The sequence below is a fragment of the Agaricicola taiwanensis genome (assembly GCF_014635245.1).
Taxonomy (GTDB): domain Bacteria; phylum Pseudomonadota; class Alphaproteobacteria; order Rhizobiales; family Methylopilaceae; genus Agaricicola; species Agaricicola taiwanensis.
Map to the genome: position 1 here is coordinate 119,619 of NZ_BMCP01000005.1, position 15,769 is coordinate 135,387.

Consider the following 15,769-nt stretch of genomic DNA (forward strand, 5'->3'; position numbering starts at 1 on the left):
CGAGACCCATGACCTATATGACCAACATCGCCCGCTCCGAAGGAGACCCTGAGGTTCTGGAGACGGGACACAGTTCTCTCGGCGCATCGGACCGGCTGGCGCGCGGGCTCGGCTGGTTCAGCATCGCGCTCGGCGTCGCCGAGCTGGTCGCTCCGCATAGGTTGGCCGACATGCTCGGCATGCAGGGCAAGGAAAGCCTCATCCGCGCCTATGGCGTTCGCGAGATCGGCGCCGGCATCCTGACGCTGTCGGTGGACAAGCAACTGGGCCTGTGGAGCCGGGTGGCTGGCGACGGGCTCGATGCCGCAACGCTCATCGCTGCTGCGGGGGAGGATAATCCGAAGCGTGACAATGTGGGCCTCGCCCTCGCCGTCGTGCTTGGTATCGGCCTGCTCGACCTCATCTGCGCCCAGGCGGTGACGTCGCAACACAGCCGCAGCTACCAGCCACGGATCGCCCGCGTCGAGGGCCGTCGGCGCCGAGGTCACGGCGAGGTCCGCAACTATGGCGACCGCAGCGGCTTTCCCGGCGGCATCGATGCCGCGCGGGGGCGAGCCAAGGACCTGCAGACGCCGCGCGACATGCGGGCGGGATTTCCTGATGTTGGACGTGAGGCACAGGCCTAGGGGCAGCCTTCGCGGTCGAAGATATTGCAGTTCTTCCGGGTTCTTGGGATAAACGGCCCCTGAACATTCGAGAAGATGGAAAAGTTGAGCAATCCCGGCACGCCCACCTTCGACCAGCTGCGCATCTTTCTCACCATTGTCGACACCGGCAGCTTTGCGGCTGCCGGCCGCAGGCTGAACCGTGCTGTGTCGGTCATCAGCTATGGCATCGCCAACCTTGAAGCGCAGCTCGGGCTGACCCTGTTCGAGCGGGAGGGCACGCGCAAGCCGAAGCTGACGGCGGCGGGCCGGGCGGTGTTGGCAGAGGTCCGCTCCGTCTCCATGGGCATCGATGGCCTGCGGGCGAAGGTGAAGGGGCTTCTCGACGGGCTGGAGGCGGAAGTCGATCTGGCGGTGGACGTCATGCTGCCGGCGGAACGGCTGGGGCGGGTGCTGCGTGCCTTTGCGCAGGAATTCCCCACGGTGCAGCTCAAGCTCCATATGGAGGCGCTCGGTTCCATCACCGCCATGGTGCTGGAGGGCGGCGCAGGCCTCGGCATTTCCGGGCCGCTCGCCGCCGGCGTCGAAGGTGTCGAATGCGTCGCCGCCGGCTCCGTCGCCATGGTTCCCGTTGCCGCGCCCCATCATCCGCTGGGGCAGATGGAGAGGATCGCGCCGGGGGCGGGGCGCGATTACACCCAGTTGGTGCTGACCGACCGGTCACGCTTTACCGACGGCCGCGACTTCTCGGTCATGAGCCCGCGCACCTGGCGCCTGGCCGATCTCGGCGCCAAACATGCGCTGCTGCGCGAAGGCATCGGCTGGGGAAACATGCCGCTGCCGATGATCGCACAGGATCTGACTGCAGGCACCCTGGTGCGCCTTGCCATGCCGGATCATCCCGGCGGCACCTACCGCTTCGCCGGGGTGTGGCGGCGGGATGCGCCTCCCGGCCCCGCAGCCTCCTGGCTGCTGGATCAGTTCGTCGCGCTGGGGCGCGACGATGTGGAGGAGGTCGGCCTCATCGACATCTAGGCTGGCCGCAGCCGTGTGGCGGGGCTGATGAGGTGGCGCACCAGCGGCACGTCCTTGCCCATGTGGAAGGCGCGCGCGGCGTCCTGTACCGCCCGATCGTCCTTGGTGATGCGGTGGTGCTGGCGCAGATGTTCCAGCCAACTTTCGACGACAAAGCTTTCGACGACGACGCCGGGTGCTGCGGCATCCTCGTAGAGGCCCCAGTGGATCGCGCCATCACGCCGGCGGATGCGCTGCATGGGCTTCATCGCGCGCTGGAAGTCGGCCATGCGCGCGGGATCGATGCGATATTCCACCGTCACCATGACAGGCCCGGCATCCGGCGCCGCTTCGCCCTCCACTACCGGCATCGGCCAGTGCATGGAAGGGCTGAGATCAGGCGAGGCACTGCGCCCGAGAGGAAAGAGCCAGGCCAGCAGCGGCGTGGCTATGGCAAGAGCCAGCGCCGCAAGCTCCAGCGCCGGTGCGACGCCGATCCGTCCCGCCAGCGCACCCCAGAGGGTGGAGCCCGCTGTCATGGCGCCCTGGAAGACAAGAAGGTAGATGGCCAGCGCCCGCGCCTTGACCCAGCCGGGAGAGGCCGCCTGCGCGCCGCCGTTCAGCGCGGACATCATGGCGATCCAGGAGAGGCCGGCAATGGCGAGCGCCGCCGCGGCCGGCCAGAAGCTGGCCGAAAGCGCCAGCGCCACCATGGAAAAGGCGAGGAGGAGGGAAGCTGCAAGCGTGAGGGCATTGCCGGAGAGCCGGCCGCGCAGATGCGGCAGAAGCAGCGCTCCGGCGATGGCGCCAAGGCCCATGGCGGTGAGGAGCGCGCCGTAACCGGCGGGCCCGAGGCCAAGGTCACGCCGCGCGACGATGGGGAGCAGTGCCCAGAGTGCGCTGGCGAAGAGAAAGAAGCCGATTGAGCGGATCAGCACCATCTGCAGGTCCGGGGCTCGCAGGGCATAGCGCAGCCCGGCCCTCAGCGCGCCGACGAAATGTTCGGGCGGCAGGTGCTGCTCCGGCGTCTCGCGCTGCCAGCGCAGGAGCACCCAGAGGACGGCGACGACCGAAAGCGAATTGAGCGCGAAAACCGCGGCGGGGCCGGCCGCGGCGATGACGACACCGCCGAGCGCCGGGCCGATGGCACGGGAGATGTTGACGCCAAGGCTGTTGAGGGCAACAGCCTGCTGCAGGGCCGGTGCGGGTACGAGTTCCGGAACGATGGCCTGAAACGCCGGTGCGGAGAGGGCCGCGCCGATGGCGATGATCGCAGTGAAGCCCAGCAGGATCAGCGGGCTTGTGAGGCCGAGAAGCGTGGTTGCCGCCAGAAGCGCGGCCCCGATCAGGCTGAGCACCTGCGCGCCCAGCAGCAGCTTGCGGCGGTCCACGATGTCGGCCAGCGCTCCGCCGGGAAGCGCCAGAAGAAACATGGGCAAGGTCGTCGCCGCCTGCACGAGCGCCACCATGAGCGGCTCCGCCGAGAGCGAGGTCATGAGCCAACCCGCGCCCACGTCATGCATCCAGGTACCGACGTTGGAGATGATGGTGGCGACCCAAAGGGCGCGGAAAACAGGAAGCGACAGCGGCTTGGGCGCGGGTGGCAATGTCATGGGCGGATCCTCGATGCTTGGTCAGACGGCCCAGCAGCCGCAGCCGAAAGCGCCCCAGAAGCTGCGGGCATCGGCGGCGGGCGCGGAGCGGCCGTAGGCGGCGGCATGGTTGTGGCCGTGCACGGCGCAGGCCGACTGACAGCCGCAGGCCGAGGCGAGGCGATAGGCGCCGTCGCTCCTGCGGGCGATGCCGCCGAAGGTGGCAACGGGCGACCAGTCGGGCATGGCCTTGGGCAGTGCGGGAGCCAGCGGGGCGAAACTGCCGTCGCCGTGCACGATCCTGCCGCCCAGCATGGTCAGGATCGAGCGCAGATGCGCGATCTCCACCTCCGGCACGCTGAAGTAGTCGTCGGAGAGAATGGCGAGATCGGCAAGTTGGCCGGCCTTGATCTGCCCCTTCTTGCCCTCCTCGCTGGAAAACCAGGTGTTGGCATGCGTCCACAGGCGCAGGGCCGTCTCCCGGTCAAGACGATTGCGCGGTGGATAGAGCGTGGTGCCGCCCACGGTGCGGCCCGTCACCAGCCACGACAGGGAGACCCAGGGATTGTAGCTGGCAACGCGGGTGGCGTCGGTGCCGGCGCCCACGGGCACGCCGGCTTCCATCATGCGGCGGATCGGCGGGGTCGCCTCGGCGGCACTGGCGCCATAGCGCTCGACGAAATATTCGCCCTGGAAGGCCATGCGATGCTGGACCGCGATGCCGCCGCCAAGCTCCGCGATGCGGTCGATGTTGCGATGGCTGATGGTTTCGGCATGGTCGAAGAACCAGTTGAGGCCGCTGAGCGGGATGTCCCGGTTCACCTTCTCGAAGACATCGAGCGCGCGGCCGATGGTTTCGTCATAGGTGGCGTGGAGCCGCCAGGGCCAGCGCCGTTCGGCGAGGAGGCGGATGACGGGCTCGAGATCGGCCTCCATGTTCGGCGGCATCTCCGGACGCGCCACGCGGAAGTCCTCGAAATCGGCGGCGGAATAGACCAGCATCTCGCCGGCGCCGTTGTGGCGGTAGCTGTCGTCGCCATCGCCGGGCTTCACCTGGGTCGCCCAGGTGGTGAAGTCCTTCAGCTCTTCCTTCGGCTTTTGCGTGAAGAGATTGTAGGCGATGCGTAGCGTGAGCTCGCCGTCGCGGTGCAGCTTCTCGACGATCTCGTAATCGTCGGGATAGTTCTGCGCACCACCTCCCGCATCGATCACGCTGGTGACGCCGAGCGCGTTGAGCTCGCGCATGAAGTGCCGCGTCGAGTTGAGCTGATACTCCGGCGGCAGCTTCGGCCCCTTGGCCAGCGTCGCATAGAGAATGGTCGCATTCGGCTGGGCAAGGAGAAGCCCGGTTGGATTGCCGGCGGCGTCACGCACGATCTCACCGCCGGGAGGGTTCGGCGTGTCTCTTGTGTAGCCGACAGCGCGCAGGGCGGCGGCGTTGAGCAGGGCCCGGTCATAGAGGTGCAGGATGAAGACCGGCGTCTCCGGCGCCACGGCATTGATTTCGTCCAGCGTTGGCAGGCGCTTTTCAGCGAACTGGTGCTCGGTGAAGCCGCCCACCACGCGCACCCACTGCGGCGGCGGCGTGATCGCCGCCTGGCGCTTCAGCATGCTCATGGCGTCGGCGAGGGTAGGGACGCCCTCCCAGCGCAGCTCCATGTTGTAGTTGAGACCGCCGCGGATGACGTGGATGTGGCTGTCGATGAGCCCTGGAATGAGGCGGCGGCCACCGGCATCGATGACCTCGGCATCGGGTGCCGAGGCTGCCCGGACCTCCTGCTCGGTGCCGACGCTCAGGAAGGTGCCGCCGCGGGTAGCGACGGCGGCGGCGACGGGGTTCTCGCGATCCAGCGTCGTGATCTTCGCATTGGTGATGATGATGTCCCGGGGGTTCATTGCGCGCCTTTCCCTCGAAGAGCTAAAGCGGAGCCGGCGACAAAACCGACCCCGCATCGCGTTCTATTAGTGACCGCCTTCCGAGGCGTTGAACATGGTCTTGGCGTAGGTGATGCCGAGGCCATAGGCGCCGCCCCACTTGCGGGCGATGCCCGTCGTCATGTCGTACGTCTCGGTGCGGGCCCAGTCGCGCTGCAGCTCCAGGAGATATTGCAGCGAGGTGATGGGACGGGCACCGGCTTGGATCATGCGTTCAACCGCCCGCTCATGCGCCTCTTCGGAGATGTCGCCGCTGGCATCGGTGATGACGTAGACCTCGAAACCCTGCTCGATGGCGGAGAGCACCGGGCCGACGATGCAGACCGAGGTCCAGAGCCCGGCGAACACCAGCCGTTCCTTGCCGATGCGGCTCACCTCTTCGATGACGGCGTCGTCTTCCCAGGTGTTCATGGAGGTGCGGTCGAGCAGCGGCTGGCCGGGGAAGGCGTCCGTGATCTCGCTGAACATGGGGCCGGAGAAGCTCTTTTCCGCAACGGTGGTCAGGATGGTCGGCACCTTGAAACCGGCGGCGGCATTGGAGATGAGAGCCGCGTTGTTGCGCAGGAGCTCCGGCGCGATGGACTTGGTGGCAAAGGCCATCTGCGACTGGAAGTCGATCAGGATCAGGCTGTGGTTGGAGGGTGAGAGAAGAGCCTCGGCGGGGGTGGCGGTGGCGGTGATGGTCATGACTGCTTTCCTTCCTGAGCGAGTGATCCGGCGCCGATGCGCTCGGCGTGAGAGAAGGATTACGCCCGTCTCGCTTTGCGAAACAGAAGGATAAAATCGCACTGAACGTTCTATTTTTTAGAAAAGCGTCGAGACGTCAGCTTTTCAGCGAAGGAACAAGCCGAAGCTTCGTCCGTTGACGCTGGACATACGAACAGGAGCGATGAAATGGCCTATGTGGAGACCAAGGATGGCGTGCAGCTGCATGTGAAGGATGTGGGAGAGGGGCGGCCCGTCGTTCTCATCCATGGTTGGCCTCTGACAGGCGATATGTTCGAATATCAGAGCCTCGCCCTTCTTGAGGCAGGCTACCGGGTCATCACCTATGACCGGCGGGGCTTCGGCCAGTCGGGTCATCCCGCGCGCGGCTATGACTATGACACTTTTGCCGACGATCTGGCGGCGGTGCTGGAGGACCTCGACCTCTCCGGAGTAACCCTCGTCGGCTTTTCCATGGGCGGCGGCGAGATCGCCCGCTATCTCACGCGTCATGGCGCGAGCCGCGTTTCAAAGGTGGCGCTGGTGAGTTCGGTGGTGCCTTACCTTCTGAAGGATGACAGCAATCCCGATGGTGTCGACCAGAGCGTGTTCGAGGAGATGAAGGCCGATATCCGCAAGGACCGGTTCGACTTCCTGCAGACCTTCGGCAAGCAGTTCTATGGCGTCGGCTTTGTGACCAAGCCCGTCAGCCAGGCGCTGATGGACTGGACCTTCACGCTTGCCCTGATGGCGAGCCCCAAGGCCACGCTCGACTGTGTGGACGCGTTCGGCAAGACCGACTTCCGGTCAGACCTTGCCTCCTTCACCATGCCGACGCTGATCATCCACGGCACGGATGACAAGACGGTGCCCATCGACCCCGCGGGCAGGACTGCGGCCAAGGGCATCGCCGGCGCGCAGTTCATCGAATATGACGGCGAGCCGCACGGCCTCTTCGCCACAGATCCCGAGCGGCTGAACCGGGACCTGCTGGCCTTCATCGGGTGAGGTGAGGTCTGCTCTTTAGCAGAAGGTTCGATAGTTATTCCTCCGCTCCTTCGGCGGACTCCGCCGAGGGGGTATGTCTTGTGGAACCTTTTGCTGCCTTCTAGAGTCTGAGGACCGGGACAACAGGAACTTAGAAGGTCGGATAACGTCTGTGGCGAGTGATGGGATGGATCAGGCGCAAACGAGCGTCGAAGGTTTAGATGATGTTCTGGGGGGCGGGTTTGAACGGGGGCGGGTGTTCCTGCTGGAAGGGCAACCCGGCGCGGGCAAGACCACGATCGCGACCCAGTTCCTGATTGCCGGCGCAGAGGCTGGCGAACGTGGCCTCTACATCACTCTTTCCGAGACCGAGAGCGAATTTCGATCCAGCGCCCGCGCCCACGGGTGGGATCTGTCGGGCATCGAGGTCTTCGAACTGGTGCCGCCGGAAAGCCTCATGGACGAAGAGCAGCAGCAAAGCTTGCTCTACTCTTCCGATCTGGAACTGGGCGAGGCCACGAAACGCATCTTCGAGATATTCGAAAGCGTGAAGCCGCACCGGGTGGTGCTGGACAGCCTGTCCGAAATCAGGCTGCTCGCGCAAGGTTCGCTGCGCTACCGCCGCCAGATCCTCAGTCTTAAACATTACTTCGCGCGCCAGAGTGCGACGGTTCTCCTGCTCGACGATCTGACGTCGGAGCTCAGCGACAAGACCGTCCACAGCATTGCCCATGGTGTGATCCGGCTGGAGGAGGTCGCTCCGGAGTATGGGGCTGAGCGACGACGGCTGCGCGTGGTCAAGTATCGCGGTCGGCGCTTCCGGGGCGGGTTTCATGATTTCAAGATCGTGACGGGAGGAGTCCGCGTGTTTCCCAGGCTCGTGTCCGCCGAGCACAAGGCCGGATTTACCCGCAACGTGCTTCCTAGCGGAACGCCGGAGTTGGATACCCTGCTGGGCGGTGGTGTCGATCGGGGGTCGAGCGTTCTCATTCTGGGGCCGGCCGGCACCGGAAAGTCCCTGCTCACCCTCACCTTTGTGCAAAGTGCGATCAACCGTGGCGAGCGGGCGGCGATGTTTGTCTTCGACGAAGAGATCGGGCTTTTGTTCGAGCGCGCCAAAGGGCTCGGCATCGATCTCCAGGCCATGGTCGAATCCGATCGCCTCGTCATCGAACAGGTCGACGCCGCCGAGCTTACGCCGGGCGAATTCTCCGAGCGCGTGCGCCGATGCGTCGAAACCTATCGGGCACAATCGGTCGTCATCGACAGTCTCAATGGCTATCAGGCCGCCATGACGGGCGAGCATGCGCTGGTGCTGCACATGCACGAACTGCTGCAATATCTCAATCGAAAGGGTGCGACCACATTCCTGACGGTGGCACAGCACGGTCTCGTCGGCGACATGAAGTCGCCGGTGGACGTCACCTATCTGGCCGATACGGTGGTGCTGCTGCGTTACTTTGAGGCGGCGGGCCGTGTGCGCCGCGCCATCTCGGTGATCAAGAAGCGCACCGGCGCTCATGAGGAGACGATCCGCGAATATCGGATCGGCAGTCGCGGCATCACCTTGGGCGAACCGCTCACCAACTTCCAAGGCGTGCTGCGCGGTGTGCCCACCCTGGTAGGCTCGGGGGCGGCCCTACTTCGTGCGGAGGACGCGTGAAGCGGACAACCCTGTCGGAGCGGGCGCTTGTCCTCGCGCCGCGCGGGCGGGATTCGGCAATCGCGACGGCCATGCTTCAAGAGGCCGGCATCGAGGCCGCGATCTGCTCTTCGCTGCCTGTCTTGATCGACAAATTGAATGAAGGGGCAGCTCTTGTCATCGTCACCGAGGAAGCGCTGACCACCAGTGATCTCGGTCCCCTGTCCAAGTGGCTCGGCGACCAGGAGGAGTGGTCGGATCTGCCCTTCGTGCTTCTGACGAACCGCGGCGGCGGACTGGAGCGCAATCCGGCCGCGCATCGCTTTCTAGAAGTACTTGGCAACGTCACCTTTCTGGAGCGCCCGTTCCATCCCACGACGCTTGTCAGCCTTGCCCGCTCGGCGCTCCGCAACCGGCGCCGCCAGTATGATGCGAGAGCCCGCCTGCACGAGCTTCAAGCCGGCGAGGAGCGCTACCGCTCGCTATTCGAGGCCATAGACTCCGGTTTCTGCATCGTGGAACTGCGCTTCGACGATACCGGCGAAAAGGCGCAGGATCTTCGCTTTGTCGAGGTCAATCCCGCCTTCGCGGAACAGACCGGCTATGTCGATGCCAAGGGCCGATGGATGAGTGAGGTGAACCCCGATTTCGAGCAGAAGTGGCTCGACCTTTATGGGGATGTGGCGCGGACGGGCGGCTCCGTCAGATTCGAGCGATCCTACCTGCACCTCGGCCGCCTTTTCGATGTCCACGCCTATCGTGTCGGAGGTCCGGCGCAGCGCCGCGTGGCCATTCTCTTCAACGACATCACGGCACGGCGCCATGTGGAGAAACGCCTGCGCGAGAGCGAGGAGCGCCTGCGTCTTGCAACCGAGTCGGCCGAGGTCGGCTTCTGGGACGTCGATGTGATCAACGACATCCTGTTCTGGCCGCGACAGGTCAAGGCGATGTTCGGCATCTCGGCGAATGTGCCGGTCTCCATGGCGGACTTCCACACCGGCCTTCATCCGGAAGACCGCGAGCCGACGAGAGCTGCCTTCGCCGCGGCCTGCGATCCCGATGTCCGCGCCCTTTACGACGTCGAATATCGCACCATCGGGAAGGAGGACGGCGCGATCCGCTGGGTGGCCGCAAAAGGGCGGGGCATATTCGATGATGACGGGCGCTGTGTTCGTGTGCTCGGCACCGCCATCGACATCACGGCGCGCAAGCGCACGGAACAGGCTCTCAAGGAGCTGAACGAGACGCTGGAGCGCCGCGTGGCCGAGCGCACCGCCGAGCTGGTGGAAAGCCAGCGCCGTTTCCGGGGTATCTTCGATTCCGCGCTGCAGTTCATGGCGCTGCTGACCCCGCGGGGAACGGTAGTCGAGGTCAACCAGACGGCGCTCGACTGGAGCCAGATCGGGCTTCGCGACATTGTCGGCAAGCCATTCTGGCAAACCGCTCCCATGCGCGGCAACACCAGGCTCCAGGAGGCGATCCGGTCCGGCATCCGCCGTGCGGCGGCGGGCGAGATCGTGCGCGAGGAGCACGAGATGCGGGGTGCCGGTGAGGTGCGCGCCATCGTCGACTTCTCGCTCAAACCGGTCATCGGCGAGCGCGGCGAGACCACATGGCTGGTGGCGGAGGGGCGCGATATCACCGACCTCAAACGCGCTCAGGACGCCTTGCGCCAGGCGCAGAAGCTGGAGGCCGTGGGGCAGCTCACCGGAGGTGTTGCCCATGACTTCAACAATCTCCTGACCATCATCCGCTCCTCCACCGACCTCTTGCGCAAGCCCGATCTCTCCGAGGAGCGGCGGCGACGCTATGTGGACGCCATCGCCGAAACAGTGGACCGCGCCGCCAAACTCACCGGCCAGCTTCTCGCCTTCGCACGGCGCCAGGCGCTGAAGCCGGAGGTGTTCGATGCTGCCCAGCGTGTGGAGGCCATCACGGATATGCTGCGCACCGTGGTGGGCGACCGGATCGAGGTGACGACTCACGTGTCCTGCGACGACTGCTACGTGGAGGCGGACCTCAGCCAGTTCGAGACGGCGCTGGTCAATATCGCCGTTAACGCGCGCGACGCCATGAATGGCGAGGGCCGGCTCACTCTGCGACTATGGGAGGCCGAGGCGCTGCCGTTCTTTTCCGGCGACGGAATAGGCGCGGGGCGCTTTATCTGCGTCTCGATCGCCGACACGGGCTGCGGCATCCCGCGTGAGCGGTTGGGTGAGATCTTCGAGCCCTTCTTCACCACCAAGGAGATCGGCAAGGGCACCGGTCTCGGCCTGTCGCAGGTCTACGGCTTCGTCAAGCAATCGGGCGGCGACGTGACCGTGGAAAGCGAACTTGGCCGCGGCACCACCTTCACGCTTTACCTACCCCTCGTAGAGCTGATGGAAGGGGCCGCACCCGGCCTCTCCGACGTCAAGGCGAGCCTCGCCTTCGCGGAAGGTCGAGGCCACCGCGTGCTTGTGGTGGAGGACAACGTCGACGTAGGCGCCTTCTCCACTCAGCTCCTGCAGGATCTCGGCTATCACACCACCTGGGCCGCCAGCGGTTCGGAGGCACTGCGTCTTCTGGCGGAGGAGGGGTGCTTCGATATCGTCTTCTCCGACGTGGTGATGCCGGGCATGAGCGGCGTGGAACTCGGCCAGGAGATCCGCCGCCGCTACCCCCAGCTGCCGGTGGTGCTGACCTCCGGCTACAGCCATGTGCTGGCCGAGGAAGGGCGGCATGGCTTCGAACTCCTGCAGAAGCCCTATGCGGCGGAGGAGCTGTCGCATGTACTGCAGCGGGTGATGCAAGGGTGAGACGGCTGCTGAACTGTCGTGATCAGGCGTTTGCCCCTTCAGCGGTGCGTTCCATGTAGTTTTTGAGCGCCACCGCGTTGTTGCGCTCAAGATCGCGGGCGCCGAACAGCAGCGTGACCGTGCCTTGCTCCATCAGATGCGTCAGAGGCGCCTGCGCCTCCGGGTTGGCGTCCAGTTCGGCTGCATAGCGTCGTTGGAACTCCGCCCAGTGCTCCGTGCGGTGTCCGAACCATTTTCGCAAGTTCGTGCTGGGCGCCAGGTCCTTCAGCCAGGCCGCAAGCGCGGCCTTGTCCTTGGCGATGCCGCGCGGCCAGACGCGGTCGACCAGCACACGCGCGCCGTCCTGTTCCTCGGCTGCATCATAGATGCGCTTGATCTTCAGCGATGAGCCCATGCCTCAGCGCTCTCGATCCTCAAAGCTCGTACTGCCCGATCTGGGACATCGAACAATGGTCCTGAACGGCCTTCACTCCCGCGACGTTGCCGGCCGCGACGCGAACCGCATGCCGCTCCTCATCGGATGCCACGATCCCGAACAGATGGACCACGCCATCCTGCACCACGATGTTCTTGGCAGCCAGATTTGCCCAGGGTTGCTCGCCCAGAACATCGTGCAATCGCTCGCTGATGATGGCATCCGCGACGCTCACCGGTTCGGCTTCCTCGGCCGCTGCCAGCAATTTGATGAGGTTAGCTCGTGTCACGATGCCAACCATCTTGTCGTCCCGCACCACGGGAACACTCTTGATGTGATGCTCATCGAGCAAGCGCGCCGTTTCCGCGATCGTGGTCGTCTCGGATACCGTTATGACATCGGTCGTCATCACGTCGGCGGCGGTAATCCCATGGGTTTTCGCGTATTGATGTGCGAGCACCGATGGACCTGCGACAAATCTCTGCCACCAGGACAGCTGCCGCTCTCCGGCCACCTCGGCATGGCCTATCAGATCGCCCTCCGATACTATTCCGATCACGCGCCCGGTTCCGTCGATGACGGGCACGCAGCTCATTCCATGGGTGTAGATCAAGCCCGCTACCTCATGAATGGAAGTGTCCGATGACGCGGTAACGGCGGCGTGCATCATGACATCCGCTGCGGTAAGCACCTGTGCCTCCTGTTGCTTCTGCGGGGGCGCCCGCTTCTATAGCATTTCGAGACGCTCCGCGATTCATCGAAGTAATGATGGATCCGAATGTTCGTTTAGGCAAACGAATACATTTGCTGGGCAGGTTCTGTTTTTTTGCACTTGCTGCCCAGCGGGTTTGCAGATTTGCGAACCCATGTTTCCGTTAGCGTTCAACCGTGCCGGGCATAGCGGTGTCCGGCGAGCTCGATGTGGCGCCGGAGGTCAGACAGGTTGATCAACTGGAAAAGGTAGAAACCGTTCAGCTTGGTGCTGGGCTCGGTGGTAGGCCGATGCGCGCTTAAGGCATGAACCTTGGATTCTGCTATCCGGCCAACGAAGCCCCAGGCCGGGGTCGTGATGAACGCGGGCAGGGGCTGATCTTCTGGGACGGCGCAAACCAGTTCCGGCAGATCGGCCCGGCAAAACAGGTTGACCTTGCGCATATCGATCTCCGCCTGTCGGTGGCGGCGTATCCCGGGTGGCGGGGTCACCGCGTTCTTAACCAACAGCCTCGCCCTGATCGGCGGCCATAACAATTGAAATCTTTTGCTCGTCATCTGTAAGGAAGCTGCATCCATCCGGGCTTATCCGGGATGACGAACACCCACGGGCACTCACCCCTCGATCCCTGCCGCCGCGATCGCCCGCAAACCCTCGAGTGCGATGCCGAGCAGCCCTTCATCGGCATGGGCCGAGCACACGGCATAGATCGGATAGGAAAAGCTTGGCGCGCCATCGACAAGATGGAGCTTGCCCGTTGCCAGATGAGGCGCGACGGCCCTTTGCCGAAAATAGCCCGAGCCGCCCGCCTCCAGAATGTACCCCAGGGCCAAGGGGCCGAGGCCGACGAAGAGGCCGGGATCGGTGACCTCGGGCAGGCTCAGCCCATGATGAAGCGCGAAATCGGGACCCCAGTCGACGTAAACATAGCCGGCCGGATCAGCACGCGCTGTCGTGGGGTCCGTGGTGACCAGAACGAGTTTCTCCTCCAGCAGGAGTTCGACCCGAGATCCGGGGCGGTGTTGCGGCGCATACATGACGGCAATGTCGAGGACACCCCCGGCGACCTGGCTTGTCAGTCCTTCCGGAACGCCGACCTGCACCCGCAGGGCGATATCCGGCGCCGAGTGCCGCATCCAGTGAAGCCATTCCAGCAACCAGGGATGCCACAGGCTCAGCTCCGCACCGATGGTGAGCACCGCTCGCCGCCCCGATGGCACCGCGACCTGGTGGCGTGCACGCTCCCAAAGCTGGACGAACATCGGAGCGTAACGCAGGAACTGTTCCCCGGCGGGGGTCAGCGAGGCTCCCTTCTTGTTGCGCACGAACAGCGGACGGCCGAGCTGGTCTTCAAGGGAACGAACCCGAGCGCTTACCGTGGTCTGGCTGACGTTGAGATGCTCGGCGGCACGGACAAAGCTGCGCGTCGCGACGATCTCCAGAAACGTCCGGGCAAGCTCTATGTCCATGGCTTGTCGTCTTGGCTCCCGCAGGTAGGCAACAAAGATATCCCATCCGGGCGGCGATGAAATCGATTTGCCGCCGTTCAGCCCGATGTTCTTGCCTTCCCGTTGCCCCCCACAACGGCAAGCCTGCGCCTCAACTCGCGCAGTTCGTCCATGCGCGCGGTGACATCCCGGAGAATGGCGGCCATTCCATCGCCTTGGCCCGCCGCGTCCCGCAGCAGCATGATCGTGAACTCGACCGAGATCCGGTCACCATTGCGCGTCATGGCCGGTACCGACAGGAGTTCAGCGGGGCCGTAGCGGGTCTCCCCGGTCGCCATGACGCGATGGTAGCCATCCCAGTGCCGGTCACGCAGCTTTGGCGGGATGATCAGATCCAGCGATTGTCCCACCGCTTCTTCGACCGGGAAGCCGAAGATGCGCACCGCTCCGGGGTTCCAGAACCTGATGACCCCGTCACGATCGGTGACGATAAGGGCATCGGCGGAACTGGTGCGGAGCGCGGCGGCAAGCTGATCGGCAAGTCCCGCCGCTGTTGAGGGTCCCGTCACGGCTGCCTGCGCGAAGACACCGCCGCGAGCGCCGTTTCAATGTCGTTCAAGAGATCGGCTTCCGCCTCGAGGCCGATGGAAAGCCGGAGCAGGCCGTCGCCGATCCCCGCATGTCGCCGTGCCTCGGGGGCCATGCTGGCATGGGTCATCGTTGCGGGATGGACCACGAGGCTTTCCACACCGCCGAGCGATTCCGCCAGCGTGAAAACCTGAACCGCTTCCACAAAGCTCCTTGCCGCCTCAAGGCCGCCGGCGAGCTCGAAGCTGAGCATGGCGCCGAAACCGCTTTGCTGGCGCGCGGCCACGGCATGGCCGGAGTGCGTTTCGAGGCCCGGATAGTGAACGGCGGCAACCTGCTGCTGCCTGGTGAGGAAGTCCGCCACAGCCCCGGCGTTCGCCTGCTGGCGTTCGATACGGGGGAACAGGCTGCGCAGGCCTCGCAGCGTCAGATAGGCGTCGAACGGAGCGCCGGTCACGCCGGTGGTGCTTGCCCAGGCCGAGAGTGCCTCGACATCGGACTTGTCAGCCGCGATGACGGCGCCGCCCACCACATCGGAATGGCCGTTGAGATATTTGGTGGTGGAATGGATGACGAAATCGGCACCAAGGCTGATCGGCCGCTGCAGGGCGGGCGACAGGAAGGTGTTGTCCACCGCCACCTTGGCTCCGGCGGCTTTGGCGCGTTCGGCGATGGCGGCGATGTCGACCACGCGCATGAGCGGATTGCTTGGCGTTTCCAGCAGCACCAGCGCGGGCGCGCGCTTGAGCACGGCGGACAGCGCTTCGGCGTCGTTCTGGTCGACGAAGGCGACGTCGAAGTGCCCCCTGTCGCGCCGTGCCGCGAGCAGGCGGTAGGTGCCGCCGTAACAGTCATGCGGTGCGACCACCAGGTCGTCGCGGCCCAGCTGCGACAGCACGAGGTCTATGGCGGCCATTCCTGACGACACGACGACGGCGCCGGCTCCACCCTCCAGCCGCGCAAGCGTGTCGGCGAGCAGGTCGCGGCTCGGGTTGCCGGCGCGGCTGTAGTCGTAGCCGCGGGAATGCTCGAAATCTTTGAAGGCAAAGGTGCTCGTGAGATAGAGCGGCGGCGTCACCGCTCCGAAGACATCGTTGGAGACGATGCCGTTGGTCGCGGCGACGGTCTGGGGAGCCCTGGCTTTGGATGCAGCCGTTGCTGCTCCCCTCGGTTTGTCTGGTGTTTCATGCAAAATGGAGATTCCTCAGGGGCGTGGCGTTCAATTCTGGCATGCGGTCTTGATGCCGACCAATGAATGATAGTGCGCATCTACAGCAAAAAAATTGCTTTGATTGACGCTGACGCTTTACAGCCATGGTGCGGCGGTC

14 protein-coding genes are annotated in these 15,769 nt (G+C 64.8%); 5 read left to right on the plus strand and 9 right to left on the minus strand.

The window, feature by feature from the left end; translation table 11 throughout:
- The first annotated feature begins 8 nt into the window (after positions 1-8).
- Together IEV58_RS15925 and IEV58_RS15930 are read left to right on the plus strand one after the other, a co-directional pair.
- The gene (locus IEV58_RS15925; protein WP_188410810.1) at positions 9-626 is read left to right on the plus strand and encodes a hypothetical protein; all 618 of its coding nucleotides are present in this window, start codon (positions 9-11) and stop codon (positions 624-626) included.
- 75 nt (positions 627-701) lie between these two features.
- On the plus strand, positions 702-1,640 hold the full coding sequence (locus tag IEV58_RS15930) for a LysR family transcriptional regulator (protein WP_229729520.1): 939 nt from the start codon (positions 702-704) through the stop codon (positions 1,638-1,640).
- Here IEV58_RS15930 and IEV58_RS15935 read toward each other — a convergent pair.
- From IEV58_RS15935 to IEV58_RS15945, 3 genes are all read right to left on the minus strand, one after another.
- The gene (locus IEV58_RS15935; RefSeq protein WP_188410811.1) at positions 1,637-3,232 is read right to left on the minus strand and encodes an MFS transporter; all 1,596 of its coding nucleotides are present in this window, start codon (positions 3,230-3,232) and stop codon (positions 1,637-1,639) included. The genes IEV58_RS15930 and IEV58_RS15935 overlap by 4 nt on opposite strands.
- 21 nt (positions 3,233-3,253) lie before the next feature.
- A complete protein-coding gene (locus IEV58_RS15940) occupies positions 3,254-5,107 on the minus strand; it encodes an amidohydrolase (protein ID WP_188410812.1) in 1,854 nt (617 codons plus the stop codon).
- 66 nt (positions 5,108-5,173) lie between these two features.
- The gene (locus IEV58_RS15945; protein ID WP_188410813.1) at positions 5,174-5,833 is read right to left on the minus strand and encodes a hydrolase; all 660 of its coding nucleotides are present in this window, start codon (positions 5,831-5,833) and stop codon (positions 5,174-5,176) included.
- Between the two features lie 207 nt (positions 5,834-6,040).
- Between IEV58_RS15945 and IEV58_RS15950 the strand changes: the two genes are divergently transcribed.
- The 3 genes from IEV58_RS15950 to IEV58_RS15960 all read left to right on the plus strand — a co-directional run bounded on the left by IEV58_RS15950 (position 6,041) and on the right by IEV58_RS15960 (position 11,278).
- Positions 6,041-6,859, plus strand: coding sequence for an alpha/beta fold hydrolase (locus IEV58_RS15950; RefSeq protein ID WP_188410814.1), 819 nt, complete (start codon positions 6,041-6,043; stop codon positions 6,857-6,859).
- 166 nt (positions 6,860-7,025) lie between these two features.
- The gene (locus tag IEV58_RS15955) at positions 7,026-8,501 is read left to right on the plus strand and encodes an ATPase domain-containing protein (protein WP_188410815.1); all 1,476 of its coding nucleotides are present in this window, start codon (positions 7,026-7,028) and stop codon (positions 8,499-8,501) included.
- A complete protein-coding gene (locus IEV58_RS15960; protein ID WP_188410816.1) occupies positions 8,498-11,278 on the plus strand; it encodes a PAS domain-containing hybrid sensor histidine kinase/response regulator family protein in 2,781 nt (926 codons plus the stop codon). Before IEV58_RS15955 ends, IEV58_RS15960 begins: the two co-directional genes overlap by 4 nt.
- A gap of 22 nt (positions 11,279-11,300) precedes the next feature.
- Here the strand turns inward: IEV58_RS15960 and IEV58_RS15965 are convergent, their stop codons facing one another.
- The 6 genes from IEV58_RS15965 to metB all read right to left on the minus strand — a co-directional run bounded on the left by IEV58_RS15965 (position 11,301) and on the right by metB (position 15,633).
- Positions 11,301-11,672 carry a DUF488 domain-containing protein gene (locus tag IEV58_RS15965; protein ID WP_188410817.1) on the minus strand — a complete coding sequence of 124 codons (372 nt, stop codon included), beginning with the start codon at positions 11,670-11,672 and terminating at the stop codon, positions 11,301-11,303.
- 19 nt (positions 11,673-11,691) lie between these two features.
- The gene (locus IEV58_RS15970) at positions 11,692-12,384 is read right to left on the minus strand and encodes a CBS domain-containing protein (protein ID WP_188410818.1); all 693 of its coding nucleotides are present in this window, start codon (positions 12,382-12,384) and stop codon (positions 11,692-11,694) included.
- A gap of 191 nt (positions 12,385-12,575) precedes the next feature.
- Positions 12,576-12,848 (minus strand): hypothetical protein, encoded by a 273-nt coding sequence (locus IEV58_RS15975; protein WP_188410819.1) that lies wholly within the window; start codon positions 12,846-12,848, stop codon positions 12,576-12,578.
- A gap of 171 nt (positions 12,849-13,019) precedes the next feature.
- Complete coding sequence (locus IEV58_RS15980; RefSeq protein ID WP_188410820.1) at positions 13,020-13,874, minus strand: LysR family transcriptional regulator; 855 nt, start codon at positions 13,872-13,874, stop codon at positions 13,020-13,022.
- Positions 13,875-13,951: 77 nt separating this feature from the next.
- The gene (locus tag IEV58_RS15985; RefSeq protein ID WP_188410821.1) at positions 13,952-14,422 is read right to left on the minus strand and encodes a PAS domain-containing protein; all 471 of its coding nucleotides are present in this window, start codon (positions 14,420-14,422) and stop codon (positions 13,952-13,954) included.
- Positions 14,419-15,633 (minus strand): cystathionine gamma-synthase, encoded by a 1,215-nt coding sequence (gene metB / locus IEV58_RS15990; protein ID WP_188410822.1) that lies wholly within the window; start codon positions 15,631-15,633, stop codon positions 14,419-14,421. Before metB ends, IEV58_RS15985 begins: the two co-directional genes overlap by 4 nt.
- Between the last annotated feature and the right edge of the window lie 136 nt (positions 15,634-15,769).